The sequence below is a fragment of the Micromonospora violae genome, from assembly GCF_004217135.1.
In the GTDB taxonomy this organism is placed as follows: Bacteria; Actinomycetota; Actinomycetes; order Mycobacteriales; family Micromonosporaceae; genus Micromonospora; species Micromonospora violae.
Genome location: NZ_SHKK01000001.1, coordinates 661085 through 681867, shown reverse-complemented (window position 1 = coordinate 681867; position 20783 = coordinate 661085). Strand labels below are relative to the sequence as shown.

The following is a 20783-nucleotide window of genomic DNA, read 5'->3' as shown; positions in this document are numbered from 1 at the left end:
CCGACGTGTTTCGGACTACTGTCCTCGCAGCGACGAGGCGGCGTCCCGCGCACCTGTCCCACTAGGATTCGATCGTCGCGAGCAACCCCCGTCTGCACAAAGATCGGAGCGCCATTTCCATGGCCACCACCGCGCTGGTCGACCCCGCCACGGGCCTGACCCAGGCGCAGCTGGCCGCTCGGCACGGGCTACGGGTCGCCGGTGAGCGCCCCAGCCTCGTCGAGTACAGCCGCCGACTATGGGCCTACCGGCACTTCATCGCCGCGTACGCCAACGCCAAGCTTGTCGCCTCGTACAGCAACGCCAAGCTGGGGCAGCTCTGGCAGGTGCTCACCCCGCTGACCAACGCGGCGGTCTACTACCTGATCTTCGGGGTGGTGCTCGATCAGAAGAGCATCCCGAACTTCATCGCCTACCTGACCACCGGGTTGTTCATCTTCAACTTCACCCAGAGCGCGGTCCTGGCCGGCACCCAGTCGATCAGCAGCAACCTGGGGCTGATCCGGGCGCTGCACTTCCCCCGGGCCAGCCTGCCGCTGTCCACCACGGTGACCCAGTTCCAGCAGTTGCTGGCCTCGATGGTGGTGCTGATCGGCATCGTGCTGGTCACCGGTGAGCCGCTCACCTGGCAGTGGTTGCTGCTGGTGCCGGCACTGCTGCTCCAGGCGGGGTTCAACGCCGGCGTGGTGCTGCTGGTCGCCCGGCTGGGCTCCAAGTCCAGCGACCTGAAGCAGGTCATGCCGTTCATCATGCGCACCTGGATGTACGGCTCCGGCGTCCTCTACAGCGTCAGCCTCTTCGAGCGGCTGCCCGGCTGGGCGACGACGCTGGTGCAGTACAACCCGCTGCTGGTCTACATCGAGCTGGCCCGGTACTCGCTGCTCGAGGAGGCGCCGCTGCTCAACGAGTCGCTGACCCAGCTCTGGCTGGTCGCGGCGGGTTGGACGCTGGTGGCCGGAATCGGCGGTTTCATCTACTTCTGGCGCGGCGAACAGGAGTACGGCCGTGGTTGAGCACTTCGACGCCCGCCCCGAGGCGAGCGCGACGATGACCCAGACGCAGGAGCGCATCCCGACCGTGGTCGTGGACGACGCGCACATCATCTACCGGGTGCACCAGGGCGCCGCCGGTGGCACCACGCCGGTGGCCGCGCTGCGGCGGCTGGTCAAGCGCACCCACGCGCCGAACATCCGGGAGGTGCACGCGGTCAAGGGCGTCTCCTTCACCGCGTACCGGGGCGAGGCGATCGGGCTGATCGGCAGCAACGGCTCCGGCAAGTCCACCATCCTGCGGGCCATCGCCGGCCTGCTGCCGGTCAACCGGGGCGCCATCCACACCCAGGGGCAGCCGTCGCTGCTGGGCGTCAACGCCGCCCTGCTCAACGACCTCTCCGGGGAACGCAACGTCGCCCTCGGGTGCCTGGCCATGGGCATGCACCCCGACGACGTGGCCAAGCAGGCCGCCGGGATCATCGAGTTCTCCGGGATCAACGAGCGGGGTGACTTCGCCAGCCTGCCGATGCGCACGTACTCGTCCGGCATGGCGGCCCGGCTGCGGTTCTCCATCGCCGCCGCAAAGAAGCACGACGTGCTGCTCATCGACGAGGCGCTCGCCACCGGCGACAAGGGCTTCCGCAAGCGCAGCGAGCAGCGGGTGCGGGAGTTGCGGGAGGGCGCGGGGACGGTGTTCCTGGTCAGCCACCAGCTCTCCTCCGTACGCGACACCTGCGAACGGACGATCTGGCTGGAATCGGGCGTCATCCGGATGGATGGTCCGACCGACGAGGTCATTCGGGCGTACGAGACGTACGCGAACAGCAAGTAGAGTTCCGCGACCGGCCGGCATCGACACGACGCCCGAGGACCGCGTCGCCCGCGTTGGGGCGACGCGGTCCGCGCGTTAAGGTTCAATCCGTCGCCGCTCGGGCGGAACCTTCCGTTAACGCATCCCTGAGAGTGAGGATCCGGCAATGACGCAGGACCAGACCACTGGCCCGGACGCCGAAGCGGAGACCCCGACCCCGTGGCGGCCCACACGGACAGTGGCGGTGGTTCTGGCCGGAGGCACCGGGACCCGGCTGGGCCTGGGCATCCCGAAGCAGCTGCTGAAGATCGCCGGTAAGCCGATCATCGAGCACACCCTGGCGGTCTTCGAGGCGGCACCGGAGATCGACGAGATCATCGTGCTGATGGCCACCGGCCACGTCGAGGACGCCCGGCAGATCGTCGAGAAGGCCGGTCTGCGCAAGGTCACCAAGGTGATCGAGGGCGGTGACACCCGCAACGCCACCACCCGCATCGCGCTGGACGCGGTCGGCCCGCAAGACTGCAACATCCTCTTCCACGACGCGGTGCGCCCGCTGCTCAGCGGCCGGATCGTGCGCGAGTGCGTCAACGCGCTGTGGAGCTACGACGCCGTGGACGTGGCCATCCCCTCCGCGGACACGATCATCCAGGTCGACGACAACGACTGCATCACCGACATCCCGGTGCGCTCCCGGCTGCGCCGGGGCCAGACCCCGCAGGCGTTCCGCTCCCCCACGATCCGGGAGGCGTACCGGATCGCCGAGGACGACCCGGACTTCGCCGCCACCGACGACTGCGGCGTGGTGCTGCGCTACCTTCCCGGCACCCCGATCAAGGTGATCGACGGTTCGGACGAGAACATCAAGGTCACCCACCCGGTCGACGTGCACCTGGCGGACAAGCTCTTCCAGCTCGCCGCGGCGCAGGCACCCCGACTGACCGACCACCGCAGCTACACCGAGGAGCTGACCGGCCGCACCATCGTGGTGTTCGGCGGCAGCTACGGCATCGGTCACGAGCTGACCGAGCTGGCCCGGCGCTACGGCGCGCAGGTCTTCCCGTTCAGCCGTTCCAGCACCGGCACCCACGTCGAGCGGGCCGAGGACGTCGAGGCCGCGCTGACGACCGCCTTCGAGGCCACCGGCCGGATCGACCACGTGGTGGTCACCGCCGGCATCCTGGAGCGGGGCGCCCTCGCCGAGATGGACGAGGAGACGATGGACCGGGTGTTGCAGGTCAACTTCGTCGGCCCGGTGACCATCGCCCGCCAGTCCCTGCCGTACCTGCAACAGACCAAGGGTCAGTTGCTGCTCTACACCTCCAGCTCGTACACCCGGGGTCGGGCCCGCTACGCGCTCTACTCGTCCACCAAGGCCGCCCTGGTCAACCTCACCCAGGCGCTGGCCGACGAGTGGGCCGACGTCGGCGTCCGGGTCAACTGCATCAACCCGGAGCGCACCGCCACCCCGATGCGCACCCGGGCCTTCGGCGAGGAGCCGGAGAACACCCTGCTCGCCGCGGAGGCCGTCGCCCAGTCGTCGCTGGACGTGCTGATCTCCGACCTGACCGGTCAGGTGATCGACGTACGCCGGGCACCCGGCGACGGGCCCACGCCGACCGTGCCGGCCCAGTCCGGGGCGGGCCAGGTCGACGCACCGGCCGGCGCGACGTCCACGAACTGACGCCGACGGCTGCGGAACCACGAACGGAGCGACATGCGCGGCGACCTGGTTCGAAAGCTGGCCGCCCGGTGCCTGACCACCGGGTTGGCCGTGCTGGCCTTCGTCGTGCTGGCGCTCACCGGCGCCACCGGCTGGGGGCTGGCGCTGGCCGTCGCCGCGCTGGCCGCCTCGGCCGTCGAGCAGCGCATCCGGCCCAGCGCCGACCTGGTGGCGGAGACCACGTTGATCGCCGCGGCGATCCTGGTCGGTTACTCCCGCCGGCTCGACGACGGGCTCGACCTCGCGCTGGTCGCCACCGGGCTGGTCCTGCTGGGGCTGGTGCTGCTGGTGGGGCCGCTGCGTACCGCCGGCGGTCTGGAGATCCGGGCCGCCAACCTTCCGGTACGCGCGTGGACCCCGTTGATCGCCGACCGGCTCAACACGGCCCTGTTGGGGCTGCTCGCCGCCCTGGCGCTCGCCGCCGCGCTCACCCTGCCGGCCGGTGTGGCGCTGGCCGTCAGCCTGCTGGTCGGCGCGGGCGCCGGTGCGGTCGCGCTGGACCTGGCCCGGCGGCGGTTCCGGCCGAGGGCCGGCGGCGGTTCGGTGGCCGCTGCGCTGCGCCGGCACCAGCCGGAGTTCCTGCTCTACTTCTCCGCGCCGCCCGGTTCGGAGTACCAGGTCACCATGTGGCTGCCGTACCTGCAACGGATCGGCCGGCCGTTCCTGGTCGTGCTGCGGGAGCCGGAGTTCCTGGCTCCGATCGCGGCGGCCACCGACGCTCCGGTGGTCTACTGCCCGACCCTGCGGGCCATGGACGAGGCGCTGGTGCCGAGCCTGCGGGCGGCGTTCTACGTCAACCACGGGGCGAAGAACAGCCACTGCATCCGCTTCACCCAGCTCACCCACGTGCAGTTGCACCACGGCGACAGCGACAAGGCACCGAGCGCCAACCCGGTGTCCGGGATCTTCGACCGGATCTTCGTGGCCGGTCAGGCGGCGATCGACAGGTACGCCCGCGCCGGGGTGCGGATCCCGGCGGAGAAGTTCGTGGTGGTGGGTCGCCCACAGGTCGAGTCGATCCAGGTACGCCCGGAGCCCGCGCGCGGGTTGGCGGCCCCCACGGTGCTCTACACCCCCACCTGGACCGGGCACCACGCCGACGCCGACTACTGCTCGCTGCCGGTGGCCGAGCAGCTGCTGCGTCGGCTGCTGGAGCGCGGCGCGACAATGATCCTGCGGGCCCACCCGTACACGACGCAGAACCCGGCGTCGGCACGCCAGTTGGGCCGGCTGCACGAGCTGCTGACGGCCGATCGGGCCCGCACCGGCCGGCAGCACGTGTTCGGATCGGCGGCTCGGGAGCTGAGCCTGACCGAGTGTGTCAACGCCGCCGACGCGCTGGTCTCCGACGTCTCCGGGGTGATCTCGGACTTCCTCTACTCCGGCAAGCCGTACGCGGTGACCGACATGGGTGGCGAGGGCGACCGGTTCGTGGAACGGTTCCCGCTGGCCGGGTCGGGTTACGTGCTGCGCCGGGACATGTCCAACGTGGACGATGTGCTGACCGACCTGCTGGACACCGACCCGCTGGCCGAGGCCCGCTGGGCGACCCGCCGCCGCTACCTGGGCGACTTCCCCGCCGAGTCGTACGCCGAAGCCTTCCTGAGCGCCGCCCGCCGCGAGCTGACCCCGGCCGCGACACTGGCCGCGACCACGCCGGCGTAGCCGCTCAGCGGTACGGATCCAGCAGGGCCAGCACCGCCGCCGGGTCCTCCACGTGCGCGTTGTGGCCGAGACCGGGCAGCGTGGCGACCGGTACGCCGTACTCCTTGAGCTGTTCGTCGGTGACCATCGGGTCGTTCTCGCCGCGCGCCAGCACCACCGGCACGTCGGTCGCCGCCAGCAGCCCGGCCAGGTCGGGTTCGCCGACGGCGAAGGCGGTCGGGTCCATGGCGAGGCGCCACCGGCCGTCGACCTGGCGCAGCCCGGCGTCCACCACCGGGTGGTCCGGCGGGACCAGGCCGGCCAGGCCGGACACCCGAAGGTAGCGGCGCGCGGCCTCGGCGCGGGTGGCGAACCAGCTGACCGGGCGGGCGGCGAGGTCGGCGGCGCGGGTCAGCTCGTCGGGTGACCAGACGGCCTTGATGCCCAGCCCGACCACGGCGTCCACGGGCGTCCCGGCGGCGCGGGCGGCCAGCGCGAGGCCGACCACCCCGCCCAGCGAGTGCCCGAGCACGACCAGCCGGTCGCCGGGTGCCAGGCCGCGCGCTATCCGGTCGGCGAACCCCGCGAAGGTGTACGACGGCAGCGGCTCCGCCCAGCCGTGGCCGGCGAGGTCCGGTGCCAGCCACCGCCCCGCCCAGCGCTGCTCCAGCAGCGGCGCCCACGGCAACCAGACGTCCCCGGTCGTGCCCATTCCGTGCAGGAGCAGCAGGACACGCCCACGACCGGCGGGACCACCCGATTCATCCACCACGGCCGCAGTCTGCCACGGTTCACGGCCCGGTACGAGAGTCGTCGACGCCCGGCCGCGACATGCGGAGATGCCACGGGCGCCGGCCCCTTGTGGGGGACGACGCCCGTGACGGTTCAGCGTGCCTGGGTCAGGCGGAGTAGCCCCGGCTGGTGATCCAGTTGGCCAGGTCGATGGTGGTGATCCAGTACGACGGGTCGGCCGGGTTCGCCGAGTCGGCGATCCGCACGGTGCGACCGTTGTCCTTGTAGCCGACGACGGCGATGTAGTGCCCGCCGCCGTAGGAGTGCCAGCCGCCGTCGGTGTCGGTGGCGTCCCCGACGACGTTGGCGACCACGCCCCGGCCGTCGGTGATGGCCTTCATGACGTCGGCCTGGAGGCGGTCCATCTGCGCCGGGCTGGGCGCGGTGGGGAACATCCGGGTCCGGTACGGGGAGCCCTTCACCTCGGCGTTGAGCACCCGGGTGGTGTCCTCGGCCGAGTTGGTGCCCATCTCGGTGGTGCCCAGCTCGGCGGCGAGCTCGTCCTGGGTGCGGTCGATGCCGGCGGCGCTGAGCGCGTTGCGGGTGGCCGCCGGGCCGCAGTTGTAGTAGGTGTTCTGCGCCTCGTAGTCGTAGTCGAGCACCTTGGTCGCGGGCGGCTTCGGCTTCGGCTTGCGGGTCAGGTCCGGGTTGCTCGCGGCCTTGGCGGCGGGGGACGCGGCGCTGCTGGCCGGGGCACCCGTGGTCGGCGCGGCGCTGGCCGAGGGGGACGCGTCCCGGGCGTCGCCGCGGGAGGCGGCGACGTCGCTGCGCAGCTCGGCGACGGTGGTCGCGGTGCGCTGGCCGGCCGGGGCGTCGTCGGCCGTGGTGAGCAGGGCTCCGGTGGTGGTGGCGATCACGAGGGCCGCGGCGGAGGCGGCGACGATCTGGTACGGGCGCTCGGTGGCGAGGCGGCGGAGCTGACGCTGCAGGGTGTGCTTCACGGGTCCTCCACGGATCGGGGGGAGAGCGGCACACCGGGGCCGGACCGGTATCCGGGCAGGCGCCAGCGCGCGGACCGTGGTCCGCGGATGGTGAACCGCTCAGGGGAACGCCCGGCGCGGCCGGGCGGGAAAGGCGATGACCCGGGGGGTCAGCTCACCGTCACGAGACGAATGAGCGGGCGCACCGCCGCGCCGTGGAGGCGAGGGAACAACCGAGGGGTGGAAAGGTGCTGCACGAGGATGAGACTCCTTCCGACACCGCCTACCGGGTTAGCTGACGGATTCGGGCGGGAAGATCGCCCTACCGCGGGCCGTGCCGCGCGGATTCACCCCGGACTTGCTGATGGGTCCCCGGTTCGTTGATCACGATTAAGCGGGTCGACGCGGCGTCGCCTCTTGCGATCGGTTACCGCATCGGACGGCACGACACTACTGGCCGCTTCGCGCCCTGCCAAGCCAGGTTCACCTGCGTAAACCTCAATTGGCACGCCAATTTCTGCGCGTATTGCCGATGATGTGACTCGATGGGACATCCGGTTACGGAGACGCCTGCGGGCGACAACCGGACGGGCCGCAAAGAACGCGACCACAATCGCGCGAACAATGACGCTGATCGCGTCGGGCGTCCGATTTCACCGGCGCGTGACCGGGCTCACATAACGGATCGGGCTCAACCCACGCGGGCCGGGCGCCACCGGGCCACGACAGCCGGACGCAACGCCCCGGCCACCGTCCGGCGAGCGGGTGCCGGGGTCGGGCGCAGCCGGGCAGCCGCCGCGTACGCCTCCTCGGCGAGGGTGCGCGCCGACTCGGCGGCCAACTCCGCGTCGCGCCACGCGGCCCGCTCACGGCCGGCGGCCACCTGGTAGTCGGCCAGCCGCGCATCGCGGATCACCCGGCTGATCAGCGCCTCCTGCTCGACCGGGTGTCGTCGGGGATCCCAGCCGTGCCGGTGCCCGAACACGTCACCGAGCTGCGCGATCGTCAGGTCACCCCGCCAGTACGCCGCCATCGCCGCCCGGTGCAGATAGCGTTCCCGGGCGGCGTACTCGGCGGGGGTGTGCGGGGTCTGCGGGGTGGGGAACGCCCGGCCGCCGGCGAAGCGACGCGCGGCGGCGTCCGCCTCGTCGTACCTGCTCCAGGCCCGCTCCAGCTGCTCCTGAGCGGTCAGCCAGGCGGCGCGTCGCCGCCGGGCGGTGGTGGCCGCGCCGGACGCGGCGACGGCCACCTCCTCGGCGTAGCGGCGCCTGTCGACGGCCTCGGCGGCGGCCACCTCCCGAGCGGTGGGCTCGGCCGGGAGCGGGTCGTCCGTGGGCTGGTCCCGTTCGGGGCGGGCGGCCAGCACGGTGAGCAGGCCCAGGGTCAACAGGATCAGGGTGGACCAGATGGCGGCGGCCTGCGGCACCTCGGTCACGAACTGGTAGAAGACGACGGTCTCCATGGTCGGCACCTCGGGGAGAGAGCAGTGCGATGAAAGCCGCGCCGACCGGCGGGGCTTTGGTGGGCCACGGTCAGCGGGTCAGGGAGCGGGTGGGTCGACAGGGCGCGGCGGTGGGACGGTCGTCCCGGTGGCTCAGCGCCCGGGTGGGGCCCGGGAAGCCCGGCCGCTCGCACCATCGGCGAGGGGCAGCCGGTCAGACTCGGCGGCGCGAACCGACGGCACGCGCACCGCGATCGTGCGCTGGTCGCCGGGGAGCGTCACCGGCGTGTCGACCGACCAGGTCGGAGCAGACTCCCCGGCCGCCTTCGCCGGGGCCGGGCGGGCCGCACCGTGTGCCCACGACCCCGTGGCGTCCGCACCACCGACGCCCGGCGCACGGCCGGCGTTGGTGGCGGTTGGTGCCGATGGCGCGGCGTGCCGGACGGTGGCCGCCAGCGGCCCGGCGGCGACCGGGGCCGGCCGTGCGCTCGACTGTGGCACCATGCTCGACTGTGGCACCGGGCCGGGCGTCGACGTGGCGGCCGTGGCCGGGCCTGCGCCGAGCGCCAGGGCCGCGACGACGGCGAGACTGGTCAGCACCCGCGTCGCCCAGCGCGCAACCCACCACAGCGGACAGGTGAACGCGACCGGGAGCACGTCCCCACGCTACCGTCGCGCCGACCCGGACGCACCGACCACGGGCGTGTCGGATCACGCCGCGCCGACCCGCTGACCAGGATGGACGCTGTCAGCGCGAGTCGACGTACGCTGATCCACCGCCGGCCGGACCGACCTCGTCGGCCGCACCTCGGACCCCGCTTCCGGGGTGTGGCGCGTCGTCGGTACCGGCGGCCGTGCGTTGTCGGGGGACGGACGCCGGACGGGCCGGACGGCGCGGCGCGAGCCGGCGCATCATCGGGGTCTCGACGAAGCGATGCAGCAGCCCGGCGAGGATCAGGTTCGCCACCAGGAAGCCGAGCACCACGGCCGGGCCGCGCCAGCCCCCGAAGCCGGTCCCCCAGTCCCCACTCCAGCGCAGCACGCTCGTCATCACCAGCACGTGCACCAGGTAGAAGGCGAACGACACCTCGCCGAGCCAGACCAGCGGCCGGGACCGCCACGGCGAGCGCCGGCCCCGCACGTCGGCGTCCGCGGCAGCGGTGATCACCAACAGGTACGCGACCGCGAGCAGCGTCGTCCACCACTCGGCGGGGATCCACTGCGCGGCCGCCACCCAGGTGACCACGAAGATCCCGCTGGCCACCGGCAGGCCGGGACCGCGCCAGAGTCCTCGACGCATCAACTCGGCCGCCACCGCGCCCAACCAGAACTCCAGCGACCGCACCGGCGGGAAGATCTGGGTGAACCACCACCGGCTCACCTCCGGCACCAGCTCCTGCGCCGGCCACAGCGCGAGGATCAGCAACGGCAGCGCGACGACGAGCGCCCAGAGCAGCTTCGGTCGGGCCCGACGCAGCAGCGGCAACGCCAGCGGCAGACAGAGGTAGAAGAAGAACTCGCAGGAGAGCGACCAGCTGACGGTGTTGATGCTGTAGAACCAGCCCGGCCGGGGGTCCCACGCCTGGAGCAGCAGCAGGTTCTCCAGCGCGGCCGCCGGCAGGACCGGGTCGGCGAACCACCAGGCGACCACCAGCGTCGCCCCCCACAACACCAGGTGGTTCGGGTAGATCTTGGCGAACCGCCGCCGCCAGAAGGTACGCCGGGAGTCGCCCACCCGGGCCGACCAGACCAGCACGAAACCGCTGAGGATGAAGAAGAACTGCACCCCGGAGAGGCCCAGGGTGAACAGCCCGTCGACCACCGCCTTGTAGTCCGGCTCGGTGATGATCCGCATGGTGCCCGCGTGGAAACCGAAGACCAGCAGGGCGGCGATCCACCGCAGCCCGGTCAACGAGGGCAGCCGGGGCGGGGCGGAGGTGGGTCGGGCGACCGACCCCGCGGCGACGCTCGTCATGCCGGGAGCCCGACGCTCGGCAGGGTCACCAGCACGGTCGTATCCTCCTCGGCGCGGCGTCGGACGGCGCGACGGCGACGCCCGCGACGGCCCGGCAGGGCCGCACCGGGGCACCCTACCGGGTCACTCCCGGCCGAACCGGACGTGTCCCACCCGCCCGACAGCCGGCGTTAACCCGTCACCGGGCGGGAGTTCAGAGATTCCACAGTCGGCGGCAACGTCAGGTTCCGGGGCCGGCCACCCGGGCCATCGAAGGTGGCGGGCGTGGTCAATGAGCCGATGCACGCACCGCTGCTGAGCATCGTCGTACCCGTCTACGGCGTCGAGGCGTACCTGTACCAGTGCCTGGAGTCGATCCGGGCCGACATCCCGTCGGGCGAATCCGACGCGGTCGAGCTGATCGCCGTCGACGACGCCTCCCCGGACGGCTGCGGCGACATGCTCCGCTCGTACGCGGTGGGCCGCGACGGCGTGCGCGTCGTGCACCTGAACAGCAACGTGGGTCTGGGGTTGGCCCGCAACGCCGGGCTCGACGTGGCCACCGGCCGGTACGTCTGGTTCATCGACAGCGACGACTGGTTGCCGCCCGGAACGATAGCGGCGGTGCTGGACCGGCTGCGTCAGCACCAGCCCGACGTGCTGATGCTCGACCACCTGCGGGTGCACGAGGGCGGCCGGCGGGAGGTCGACGCGAGCAGTCCGCTGCTGCGCGGAATCACCGGCGTCACCCGGCTGGCCGACCAGCCGCAGCTGTTGCGGGTGCAGCACACCGCCTGGAACAAGGTGATCCGCCGGGACTTCCTGGACGAGCTGGAGCTGCGGTTCTTCCCCGGCTGGTACGAGGACATCCCGTTCAGCCACCCGCTGCTGATCGGGGCCGAGAAGATCTCCGTGCTGGACCGGGTCTGCTACCTGTACCGCCAGGGCCGCCAGGGCGCGATCACCTCCACCCGCAGCGACCGGCACTTCGACGCCTTCGCCCAGTACGAGCGGCTGATGGCCTGGGTCGCGCGCAAGCACCCGGACGAGCGGTGGCAGGCCGAACTGTTCGAGCTGATGATCAGCCACTACCTGGTGGTGGTGGGCAACGACAGCCGGCTGCACCCGCACCTGCGGCGCGACTTCTTCCACCGGGCCACCGCGCACTACCGCCGGTACCTGCCCGCCGGGGGCTACCCGCTGCCCCCGGGCGTGACCGGGGTCAAGCACCGCCTCATCGGGCGGGGCGACTGGTTGGCGTACTCGGCGCTGCGCCAGGCCCACCGGGTCGCCGGGCGGCTGCGTCGGCCCGGCCCGGAGCAGCCCCTGGGTCAGCCCGGGCAAGCCGTCCTGGGCGGCGCCGACAGCGGTTCGCTCACCGGCGATGAGGACCCGGGGCGTCGGGCGGCCGCCGCGCCGACGCGCGACGGTGCGCTCGCGCCGGGGCGACTCGACGCGTTGGCCGGTGGTCAGCTGCCGTGATCGCCCCCACCCCGCACCGCGCCGGGCGCCGGGACGACTCCCGGCGCCCCGCTTTTCCAGGTCGTCCGCCCGCCGGGCGGACGACGACAGCACCACCGCACACCGGTGCGGGAGTACCCGAGCAGAGGTCGGAATGACGGCGACAATCACCATCGGACCGCACGCGGTCGGTGCCGGCGAGCGACCGTTCGTGGTCGCCGAGATGTCCGGCAACCACAACGGCGATCTGAACCGGGCGCTGGCCATCGTCGACGCGGTGGCCGAGAGTGGGGCGCACGCGCTCAAGCTCCAGACGTACCGGCCGGACACGATCACCATCGACGTCGACACCCCGGCGTTCCGGATCTCCAGCGGGCACGAGTTGTGGGGCGGGGAGAACCTGTACCGCCTCTACCAGCGCGCGCACACCCCGTACGAGTGGCACGCCCCGATCTTCGAGCGGGCCCGTGAGCGTGGCCTGACCGTCTTCTCGTCACCGTTCGACGCGACCGCCGTGGAGCTGCTGGAGTCGCTGGACGCGCCCGCGTACAAGATCGCCTCGTCGGAGCTGGTCGACCTGCCGCTGATCCGACTCGTGGCCAGCACCGGCAAGCCCATGGTGATCTCCACCGGCATGGCGACGGTCGCCGAGATCGACGCCGCCGTACGCACCGCGCGAGCCGGCGGCGCGGCGGGCATCGTCCTGCTGGCCTGCACCGCGTCCTATCCGGCACCCCCGGCCGACAGCAACCTGCGCCGACTGCCGGTGCTGGCCGGTGCGTTCGACCTGCCGGTTGGGCTCTCCGACCACACGCCCGGTATCGGGGTGGCGGTCGCCTCCGTGGCGCTCGGCGCCTGCTTCATCGAGAAGCACGTGACGCTGGACCGGGCCGACGGCGGCGTCGACTCCGACTTCTCCCTCAACCCGACCGAACTCGCGGCCCTGGTCGCCGAGTCCGGCCGGGCGTACGCGGCGCTGGGCGGCACCGCGATCGGCCCCACCCCCGCCGAACGGGAGGGGCTGCGCTTCCGCCGGTCGCTCTACGTCGTCGAGGACGTCCGGGCCGGCGACCCGGTGACCACGCACAACGTCCGCTCAATCCGACCGGCCGGCGGGTTGGTGCCCGTGGAGATCGACCGGGTCCTGGGCCGCACCTTCACCACCGACGTCCCGCGCGGCACCCCCCTGAACTGGAACCTGATCTAACCCCGTCCCCTCGCCTCCCACCTGCCCGGCCCGGCCTGGCCCGGTCCCGCCCGTCGATCATGCAGTTGTGGTGGGTGTTTTACCCACCACTGCCCGTTTCGTGAGGCACCACAACTCCATGATCGACCGGGGAGTCGGGGCGGGGAGTCGGGGGCGGCGTGGGGTGGGGCGGGTTGTTAGGGGGTGGGTGGGGTGGGGGTGAAGCCGACGGTGACTACCAGGTCGGCCACCCAGAGGGTCCGCCAGACCGCTGACCCGTCGGCCGGCGTGCTCAGACCGTGACGCCGCCACCAGGCCGCCACCGGCACGTCGCTCAGCTTGCAGCAGCACTCGGCGCGGGTCCAGCGCGCCCAGAAATCCTGCACACCGAACCGGCGGGCCAGCGCCGGGGGCACCGCGGCGTTCGCGCGTTCCGCGTCGATCGCCACCCGCCATCCGGGCGTTGGTGGGCCGTACCAGCCGACGCAGCGACCGTCGTCGAGGTGGCTGCGGGTCACCGCGTCGGCCAGGTCGGCGGGGCCGCCGATGCGCAGATGCCGCTCGGCGGCCACGAGTAGCCCCGGCACCGGACGGGGGCGGACCCGCCGGTCCAGGTCAGCTGGAGGCGGCACCGTCCACCACGATGACCTGGCCGTTGATGTTGGTGTGCTCGCGCAGCAGCATCCGCACGACCGGCGTGACCTCCTCCGGCTCGGTGAGGTGACCGGTCGGGGTGCGGCGCACGATCTGGTCCAGTTGGGTCGGGCCGAGCACGGCGGACATCTCCGAGGCGAAGAAGCCGGGTGCGACCGAGTTGACCAGCATCCGGCCACCCAGTTCGCGGGCGAGCGAGCGGGTGGCCGCGTCCATGCCGCCCTTGGTGGCCGAGTACGCGACGAGGCCGGGGAAGCCGCGCTGCCCGCAGATCGAGGTGATGTTGACGATCCGCCCGCGCAGCCCCTTGGCGAGCATCCGGCGGATCACCAGCCGGGTCAGCTGGAGCGGGGCCGTCAGGTTGGTCTCGATGATCCGGGCGATGTCGTCGGTGGCGGTGTGCGCGTGCAGGGAGTCCTGCCCCACGGCGGCGTTGTTGACGATGCCGTCGATCGGGCCGAGACGCTGCTCCACCTCGCGGACGAAGCTCTGCACGGCGCGCAGGTCGGTGACGTCGACCGAGCCGACGTGCACCCGGTCGGGGTGCTCGGCGGCGAGCTTCTCCAACTCCGGGGTGACGGTGCGGGCGAACGCGGCCACGCGTACGCCCGCGTCGAGCAGGTCGGTGGCGATGGCCAGGCCCAGGCCACGGGAGCCCCCGGAGACGAGGACCACGGAGCTGGGCGGGACGAGCTGGGTGTCGGCGGGCTCAGACATCGCTCTTCAGGGTCTCCTTGACGGGAATGTCGGTCAGGACGCGGATGCGGCGCGGCACCGCGTGCTCGGGTAGCCGGTCGGCGCACCAGCGGACCAGCGCGGCCTCGTCCGGCACACCGGTGTCGGCGGAGGCCGGGTCAGCGCCGGCCGGGTCGGCGGGGGCGAGGACCACCTCGGCGACCACCATCCGCCCGAGCACCGGGGCGCGGCGGCCGGTCACCCGGGCCCAGGCCACCGCCGGATGACCGGCCAGCACGCCGCGGACCAGACCGGCGGAGACCTTGCTGCCACCGACGTTGATCTCGTCGGAGTCGAGTCGGCCGGTGATCAGCACCCGGCCGTCGAGCACCTGCACCCGGTCCCCGGTGCGGATCGGGCCGGCCAGACCGACCCCGTGGTGCGGGGAGGTGACCACCAGTTCGTCATCGTGGACCGAGAGTGTCGGCCGGCCCGGGGTTTCCCGGTCCAGCCAGTCGACCGGGAACCCGGCCCGCCCGTCGTGCACCACAATGGACGCCCCGACCTCGGAGGAGGCGTAGATCCAGGAGATCCGGGCCGTTGGGAAGACCTCCCGCAGCTGGTCCAGGATCGCCTGGTCCACCGGCTCTCCGCCGAGGGTGATCTGACGCAGCGGCACCCGGGCCAGCGCGTCGGCGTCGCGGTGGAGGGTGCGCCGCCAGAAGGTCGGGGTGCCGGAGGCCGCGTCCACCCCGTGCGCCGCCGCGACCGACGGCCAGTCGTCCAACTCGTCGGGCTCGACCACCACCAGGTGCTGCCCGGGCTGGGTCAGCGACAGGGTGACCACCTGCCACCAGGCGTACGTGCCGGGGGCGTACGGGCAGAGCCAGGTCCGCTCGGGCTGGTCGGCCCGCACGGTGGTCAGCGTGTCGAGGGTGTGCCCGACCCGCTTCGGACGCCCGGTGGAGCCCGAGGTCAGCAGCCAGAGCCGGCCGGGCTCGGCGACTCGGGGCCGGGTCGGCGCGCTCGGCCGCACACCGTCGTCGTCGAGGACGCTGACGGTGAACCCGGCCGCCGACAGTTCGGCGCGCATCGTGGCGTCCACCCGACTCGCGGTGCTGATCAGCAGCTCGGTGCCGTGCACGGCGTGTTGCCGCGCCGCGGTGAGCGCGTGCACGGCCGAGTGGGCGAGCACCGCCGCCGGATCGGGCAGCGTGGGCATCGGCAGCGACCGCCAGGTCCGCGCGGCGCCACCGACGACGAGCCGGTTGTCGACACCGGCCGGCTCCGGGTGCGCGGGGGCCGGGTGGCGCGTCGTCGCGACGGTCACTGGTGTTGGAGCTCGACGAGGAAGTCGAGGACGTCCCCGACGGTGGCGATGCGCCGCAGCCCGGGGGCGTCGAAGTTGAGCTCCTCCCCCGTCTCGTCCTCCACCCGCAGCGCCAACTCGGAGAAGTCGAGCGACCGGAAGCCGATCTCCCGCAACTGCGCCTCGTCGCCCGCCGGCAGCTCCTTGTCCTGATTCTTCAGCACCTGAGCCATGAGGTCGCGGATCTGCGCGCGACTCAATTCGTTCATGCGCCGCAGTCTACAACCCAACGAATGGATATCTGCTTTCCCGGTAGGCCCGGGTAAGGTGCCGGGATCCGACGTGAACGGCAAGGAAAGAGAGACGCACGTGCTGCGCGAAGCGACGGCGGACGACGTTCATCTGATGTTGTCCTGGCGTAATCAGGAAACCAATCGGCAGGTCAGCAAGACCCGTCACGAGATCACTCCCGAGGAGCACGCCCGGTGGTGGTCGGCGGTCCGCGACGACCCGTCCCGGCGGGTGCTGATGTACGTCCGCGACGACCGACCCTGCGGTGTGGTCACCTTCTTCGACCTGCGGTTGGACGGTCCACGCACCGGCGCGTGGGGCTTCTATCTGGACGCCGACGGGCTGGACCGGCGGGGCGAGACGCTGCCGGCCTGGCTGGGGGTCATGCGGGAGGCCGTCGAGTACGCCTTCGACGGGCTGCACCTGGACCGACTCGACGGCGAGGTGCTCAGCCACAATACCGTCGTACGACAGATGAACCGGCGTTTTCGATTCGTCGAGGGCACCCCACGGCAGGAGTTGTCCGACGGCCGGGACATCACCGTCATCCCGATTTCTCTGGCTCGGGCCGACCGCCGTCAGCGGTGATTGTCGGACACTTTTCCGCGTATGGACCGACACCATTAACCGACCGTGCGCCCGGTGGACATCCGCCGTTCACGAATAGCGGCGCCCACCGGGCTGTGGTCGGTCAGACCCGGCGCCAGGCCGCCCAGTGCTGCTCCGGGTTGCCGCCGAGCCGGACGAAGCCGTAGGCCGTGCCGTCCCAGTCGTCGGCCTGCCCGGGGGCCCAGCGGGCGAAGACGACCTGCGCCGCTGCCGGCGGCTGCTCGTCGTCGAACCACCGGACGTCGGTCCAGGTCACCTGGTGGCTGAGGTTGAACCGCAGGACGTAGTGCACGCCGGTGGAGGCCCACACCCGCTCGCCGGGCCGTACGCCGACGTCGGCCACCCGGGGCGTCGGCGCGGTGCGCTCGGCGGTCGGCCACACGATCCGCTTGTCGATCACCTGCATGGTGACGATGTTGACCACCACGAGGGCGGCCAGGATCGGCAGCCGCAGGCGGGGCACCCGGGCCGCGGCGACCAGCAGCACACAGCCGCCGATGCCGACCAGTGACCCGACCACCGGTCGCAGTTCCCGCCACCCCCCGGTCAGCGCCATCAGGTCGGGCGCGCTGAACCCGCCGTAGCGCAACCGGTGGCCCTGGCTGGCCACGTACGCGAGTCGGGCGGCGACCAGCGCGCCACCACCGACCAGCAGCGCCACCGCGACGGCCGCCCGGCGCAGCACCACCGACCACCCGGCGGTGAACAGCACCCCTACCCCGACCAGCAGCCAGAACGGCGCCAGCATCTGCACGTAGCGGCCGTAGATCGCGTCCAACGGCTTGCCGGTGATGCCGGCGAGGATCACCGACGCGCCGCCGGCCACCCCGACGGTCACCACCAACGCCACGCCCATCGTCCAGCGGGTCGCGTCGCCGTGCCGTGGACGCCACAGCTCGCGAACGGCACCGGCCCAGGCCACCCCCGCCATACCGAACGTGATCACCACGAGGTACCAGAGTTGGGTGGTGACCCCCGCGCTCACCCGCACCACCCCCTGGGCCGACGCGAGCGCCTCGAACGTGCTGCCGCCGGGGGTGTTGCCGAGCAGGTAGACCCTGCCGCCGAGGTGGCGGATGGCGGCCTCGTTGACGAGTGCCAGGGCGAGGACCGGCAGCAGCGCCGCGAGCACGGTCGGCGGGTTGATCCGGCGGCGGACGAGGAGCAGCAGCACCAGTCCGGCGTGCACGGCCACGATCACCAGGCCGCGGGAGTGCAGCAGATGGAACCCGCCGACCAGCAGGCCGACGGTGGCGGCGGTGAGCAGGCCGGGGCGGGCGATCCAGCGGTGCACGGCGAGCAGCCAGGCGACCACCAGCGGCGCCATCACGGTATCGATCATGGCGACGCCCGCGTAGAAGGCGGTGGCCGGCAGGGTCGCCGCCACGACCGCGCCGAGCAGCGCGTACGAGCGGCGCAGCCGGAACACGCGGCGACCGAACAGGTACGCCAGCGGCAGCATCGTCGAGTTCACGATCGCGTTGATCAGCTGGACGATCCGGTAGCTGTCGGTGAAGTCCCGGTCCCCGAGGAACGCCGGCGAGATCAGCATCGGGTAGCCGACCCGGCGCAGCAGGTCGTTCTCGCTGCTGAAGCCACCCGGACCGCCGGCCAGCGCGCGGGCGGTGTTCAGGTAGCTGTCCTCGTCGGTGTGGGCGATCGGCAGCACGATGTGTCGGGACAACCACATCCGCCAGGCGACGCTGAGCAGCCAACCGACGAGCAGCAGCACCGGCACCAGCCAACGCCGGCCGCTCGACGTGCCGGGCTCCACCACCGGCCGCTCGATCACGTCACTACCGGGTGCCATCAGCGCCTCCAGAATTACCGGCCGGAACGGGCCCACGCCGATTCGACGGGCCCGCCGGCCGGCGTCGACGACGCCGGGGCGGCCCGCTCGCACCGAGCAGGTGTGGATGTCGGGTGAACGCGGGACCTGGCCCCGCGCGCGGGGCGCGCCGGGTCGTCCGCGCGGTCACTGTAACGGCCCGATCGGGCCAGGTCAGCCCGCATTCGGGACGGCCGGAAGTGTTCGTCTACACGGTGTCCGGCATTCACGGGAGCAGAGATTGCGGTTCATCCGTGAGCGCCGGGGAGTTAACCCGCCATCGCTAGCGTGTCACCCCGGTCGGCCGGCCCAGGGCCGCTCGTTCATCCACGAACACGGGAGCACCACATTGAGTGAGTTGAATGGATCGTCCATTCTGATCACCGGGGGAACTGGTTCCTTCGGTAGGACGTTCCTCCGGCACATCCTCAACGAGGCCGACCCCGCCCGCGTGGTGGTGTTCTCCCGCGATGAACTCAAGCAGTACGAGCTGCGCCAGCAGCTCGGCGACGACCCGCGACTGCGCTGGTTCATCGGCGACATCCGGGACCGGCACCGCCTCACCCGGGCCATGCACGGCGTGGACCACGTGGTGCACGCCGCCGCGCTGAAGCAGGTGGACACCGCGGAGTACAACCCCTCGGAGTACATCGCCACCAACATCACCGGCTCGCAGCACGTCGTCGACGCGGCGATCGAGGCCGGCGTCAAGAAGGTCATCGCGCTCTCCACCGACAAGGCGTCCAGCCCGATCAACCTGTACGGCGCGACGAAGCTGGTCGGCGACAAGTTGTTCGTGTCGGCCAACCACTACGCCGCCCAGCACCCCACCCGGTTCGCGGTGGTGCGCTACGGCAACGTGGTGGGCAGCCGCGGCTCGGTCGTCCCGCTGTTCCGCCGGCTGGCCGCCGAGGGCAAGAGCCTGCCGATCACCGACAAGCGGATGACCCGGTTCTGGATCACCCTCGACCAGGCCGTGCAGTTCGTCATGGACTCGTTCGACCAGATGCAGGGCGGCGAGCTGTTCGTGCCTCGGATCCCGAGCATGCGCATCCTCGACCTGGTCGAGGCCGTGGCCCCGGACGCCACCACGCACGAGATCGGGATCCGGCCGGGCGAGAAGCTGCACGAGGAGATGATCGCGCCCGACGACAGCCGGCGGACGCTGCGCGCCGATGGCCGGTTCATCGTCCAGCCGACGATCGCCACCTGGGGTTACCAGCCGCCGGTCGGCTGCGACCCGGTGTCGGACGGCTTCGCCTACCAGTCGGACACCAACGACGAGTGGCTCAGCGTCGAGCAGTTGCGCGACATGCTCGGCCTCAACTGATGACGGGGATGCTCCCGTACGGCCGGCAGTCGATCAGCGAGGACGACGTCGCGGCCGTCGCCGACGTGCTGCGCGGCGACTGGCTCACCACCGGGCCGCAGGTCGACGCCTTCGAGGCTGACCTGGCCCGGTGGACCGGCGGGGTCGGCGTCGCCGCCGTCTCCAACGGCACCGCCGCGCTGCACGTGGCGTACGCGGCGGCCGGGGTGGGACCGGGCGACGAGGTGGTCGTACCGCCGATGACGTTCGTGGCGACCGCGAGCAGCGCGGTCGCCCTCGGCGCGACGGTCGTGTTCGCCGACGTCGACGACGAGACGTTCTGCCTCGACCCGGCGGCGGCCGCCGCCGCGGTCACCTCGCGGACGAAGGTCGTCGCCGCCGTCGACTACGCCGGCCACCCGGCCGACTACGACGCGCTGCGCACGTCGATGCGGGGCAGCGACGCGCTGCTGCTGGCCGACGCGGCGCACTCTATCGGTGGCACCTATCACGGCCGGCCGGTCGGGTCGCTCGCCGACCTGACCACGTTCTCGTTCTTCCCGACCAAGAACCTGACCACCGCCGAGGGCGGCGCCGTCGCGGCGCTGAACCCGCAGATCCTGAAGCGGGCCCGTCGGTTCCGGGGCGTCGGCGTGGTCCGCGACCGCGACGACCTGCGCTTCCCGGACGAGGGTGGCTGGCACCAGGAGGTCCACGAGTTCGGGTTGAACTACCGACTGCCCGACGTGCTCTGCGCCCTGGGCCGCAGCCAACTGCGTCGACTCGGCGAGTTCACCGCCCGCCGCAGCGCCCTGGTGGCCCGCTACGACGAGGCGCTGGCCGACCTGGACGGCGTGCTGCTGCCCAACCGCAAGTCGTGGGCCGACCCGGCCTGGCACCTCTACCCGATCCGGGTGCTCGACGGTCGCCGCCGCGAGGTGTACGACCGGATGCGGGCCGCCGGCATCGGCGTGCAGGTCAACTACATCCCGGTGCACTGGCACCCGGCCTTCGCCGACCTGGGTTACCGGCGCGGCTCCTGCCCGGTGGCCGAGTCGTTCTACTCCCAGCAGCTGTCGCTGCCGCTCTACCCGGGGCTCAGCGACGCCGACCAGGACCGCGTCATCGACGCGCTGACCGCCGCGGTCCGGGTCGGCTCGGTGCGTTCCGCCGCCTGATGGGAA

General features: G+C 72.1%; 19 protein-coding genes and 1 riboswitch. Of the genes, 9 read left to right on the top strand and 10 right to left on the bottom strand.

All coding sequences use genetic code 11. The features are described from left to right. Positions 1–119 precede the first annotated feature (119 nt). From EV382_RS03035 to EV382_RS03020, 4 genes are all read left to right on the top strand, one after another. Positions 120–1013: an ABC transporter permease gene (locus tag EV382_RS03035; RefSeq protein ID WP_130400120.1), complete on the top strand. Its 894-nt coding sequence runs from the start codon at positions 120–122 to the stop codon at positions 1011–1013. 34 nt (positions 1014–1047) lie between these two features. Next, positions 1048–1824 carry an ABC transporter ATP-binding protein gene (locus tag EV382_RS03030; protein ID WP_130408379.1) on the top strand — a complete coding sequence of 259 codons (777 nt, stop codon included), beginning with the start codon at positions 1048–1050 and terminating at the stop codon, positions 1822–1824. A gap of 145 nt (positions 1825–1969) precedes the next feature. Beyond that, the gene (locus EV382_RS03025; protein WP_130400119.1) at positions 1970–3487 is read left to right on the top strand and encodes a bifunctional cytidylyltransferase/SDR family oxidoreductase; all 1518 of its coding nucleotides are present in this window, start codon (positions 1970–1972) and stop codon (positions 3485–3487) included. A 33-nt stretch (positions 3488–3520) separates the two neighbouring features. Then, the gene (locus EV382_RS03020) at positions 3521–5191 is read left to right on the top strand and encodes a CDP-glycerol glycerophosphotransferase family protein (RefSeq protein ID WP_130400118.1); all 1671 of its coding nucleotides are present in this window, start codon (positions 3521–3523) and stop codon (positions 5189–5191) included. A 4-nt stretch (positions 5192–5195) separates the two neighbouring features. Here EV382_RS03020 and EV382_RS03015 read toward each other — a convergent pair whose 3' ends face one another. The 5 genes from EV382_RS03015 to EV382_RS02995 all read right to left on the bottom strand — a co-directional run bounded on the left by EV382_RS03015 (position 5196) and on the right by EV382_RS02995 (position 10298). Next, positions 5196–5942 carry an alpha/beta fold hydrolase gene (locus EV382_RS03015; protein ID WP_130400117.1) on the bottom strand — a complete coding sequence of 249 codons (747 nt, stop codon included), beginning with the start codon at positions 5940–5942 and terminating at the stop codon, positions 5196–5198. Between the two features lie 127 nt (positions 5943–6069). After that, the gene (locus EV382_RS03010; RefSeq protein WP_130400116.1) at positions 6070–6903 is read right to left on the bottom strand and encodes a C39 family peptidase; all 834 of its coding nucleotides are present in this window, start codon (positions 6901–6903) and stop codon (positions 6070–6072) included. Between the two features lie 244 nt (positions 6904–7147). Beyond that, positions 7148–7289, bottom strand: a riboswitch (cyclic di-AMP (ydaO/yuaA leader). A gap of 284 nt (positions 7290–7573) precedes the next feature. Then, positions 7574–8344, bottom strand: a complete 771-nt coding sequence (locus tag EV382_RS03005) for a hypothetical protein (protein ID WP_130400115.1) — start codon at positions 8342–8344, stop codon at positions 7574–7576. Positions 8345–8476: 132 nt separating this feature from the next. After that, the gene (locus EV382_RS03000) at positions 8477–8980 is read right to left on the bottom strand and encodes a hypothetical protein (RefSeq protein ID WP_130400114.1); all 504 of its coding nucleotides are present in this window, start codon (positions 8978–8980) and stop codon (positions 8477–8479) included. A 91-nt stretch (positions 8981–9071) separates the two neighbouring features. Further along, on the bottom strand, positions 9072–10298 hold the full coding sequence (locus EV382_RS02995) for an acyltransferase family protein (RefSeq protein WP_244236521.1): 1227 nt from the start codon (positions 10296–10298) through the stop codon (positions 9072–9074). 279 nt (positions 10299–10577) lie between these two features. Here EV382_RS02995 and EV382_RS02990 point away from each other — a divergent pair, with 279 nt between their 5' ends. Together EV382_RS02990 and pseI are read left to right on the top strand one after the other, a co-directional pair. Next, a complete protein-coding gene (locus EV382_RS02990) occupies positions 10578–11759 on the top strand; it encodes a glycosyltransferase family 2 protein (protein ID WP_130408377.1) in 1182 nt (393 codons plus the stop codon). A 133-nt stretch (positions 11760–11892) separates the two neighbouring features. Next, on the top strand, positions 11893–12945 hold the full coding sequence (gene pseI / locus EV382_RS02985; protein WP_130400113.1) for a pseudaminic acid synthase: 1053 nt from the start codon (positions 11893–11895) through the stop codon (positions 12943–12945). 176 nt (positions 12946–13121) lie between these two features. On the opposite strand, the gene EV382_RS02980 is transcribed toward pseI, so the two are convergent. From EV382_RS02980 to EV382_RS02965, 4 genes are read right to left on the bottom strand one after another with little or no spacing between them, the layout of a single operon-like run. Next, positions 13122–13556 (bottom strand): hypothetical protein, encoded by a 435-nt coding sequence (locus tag EV382_RS02980; RefSeq protein ID WP_244236519.1) that lies wholly within the window; start codon positions 13554–13556, stop codon positions 13122–13124. After that, entirely contained in the window at positions 13540–14295 is a 756-nt protein-coding gene (locus EV382_RS02975; RefSeq protein WP_130400112.1) for an SDR family NAD(P)-dependent oxidoreductase, read from the bottom strand. Before EV382_RS02975 ends, EV382_RS02980 begins: the two co-directional genes overlap by 17 nt. Further along, complete coding sequence (locus tag EV382_RS02970; RefSeq protein ID WP_130400111.1) at positions 14288–15583, bottom strand: AMP-binding protein; 1296 nt, start codon at positions 15581–15583, stop codon at positions 14288–14290. The genes EV382_RS02975 and EV382_RS02970 overlap by 8 nt, the downstream gene beginning before the upstream one ends. Then, the gene (locus tag EV382_RS02965; RefSeq protein WP_130400110.1) at positions 15580–15831 is read right to left on the bottom strand and encodes an acyl carrier protein; all 252 of its coding nucleotides are present in this window, start codon (positions 15829–15831) and stop codon (positions 15580–15582) included. Before EV382_RS02965 ends, EV382_RS02970 begins: the two co-directional genes overlap by 4 nt. 73 nt (positions 15832–15904) lie before the next feature. Between EV382_RS02965 and EV382_RS02960 the strand changes: the two genes are divergently transcribed. Beyond that, positions 15905–16441, top strand: coding sequence for a GNAT family N-acetyltransferase (locus EV382_RS02960; protein ID WP_244236518.1), 537 nt, complete (start codon positions 15905–15907; stop codon positions 16439–16441). Positions 16442–16544: 103 nt separating this feature from the next. On the opposite strand, the gene EV382_RS02955 is transcribed toward EV382_RS02960, so the two are convergent. Then, positions 16545–18272: a hypothetical protein gene (locus tag EV382_RS02955; RefSeq protein WP_130400109.1), complete on the bottom strand. Its 1728-nt coding sequence runs from the start codon at positions 18270–18272 to the stop codon at positions 16545–16547. A gap of 367 nt (positions 18273–18639) precedes the next feature. Between EV382_RS02955 and pseB the strand changes: the two genes are divergently transcribed. Continuing rightward, positions 18640–19620, top strand: a complete 981-nt coding sequence (pseB, locus tag EV382_RS02950; RefSeq protein ID WP_130400108.1) for a UDP-N-acetylglucosamine 4,6-dehydratase (inverting) — start codon at positions 18640–18642, stop codon at positions 19618–19620. Continuing rightward, positions 19620–20777, top strand: coding sequence for a DegT/DnrJ/EryC1/StrS family aminotransferase (locus EV382_RS02945; RefSeq protein WP_130400107.1), 1158 nt, complete (start codon positions 19620–19622; stop codon positions 20775–20777). Before pseB ends, EV382_RS02945 begins: the two co-directional genes overlap by 1 nt. The last annotated feature ends 6 nt before the right edge of the window (positions 20778–20783 follow it).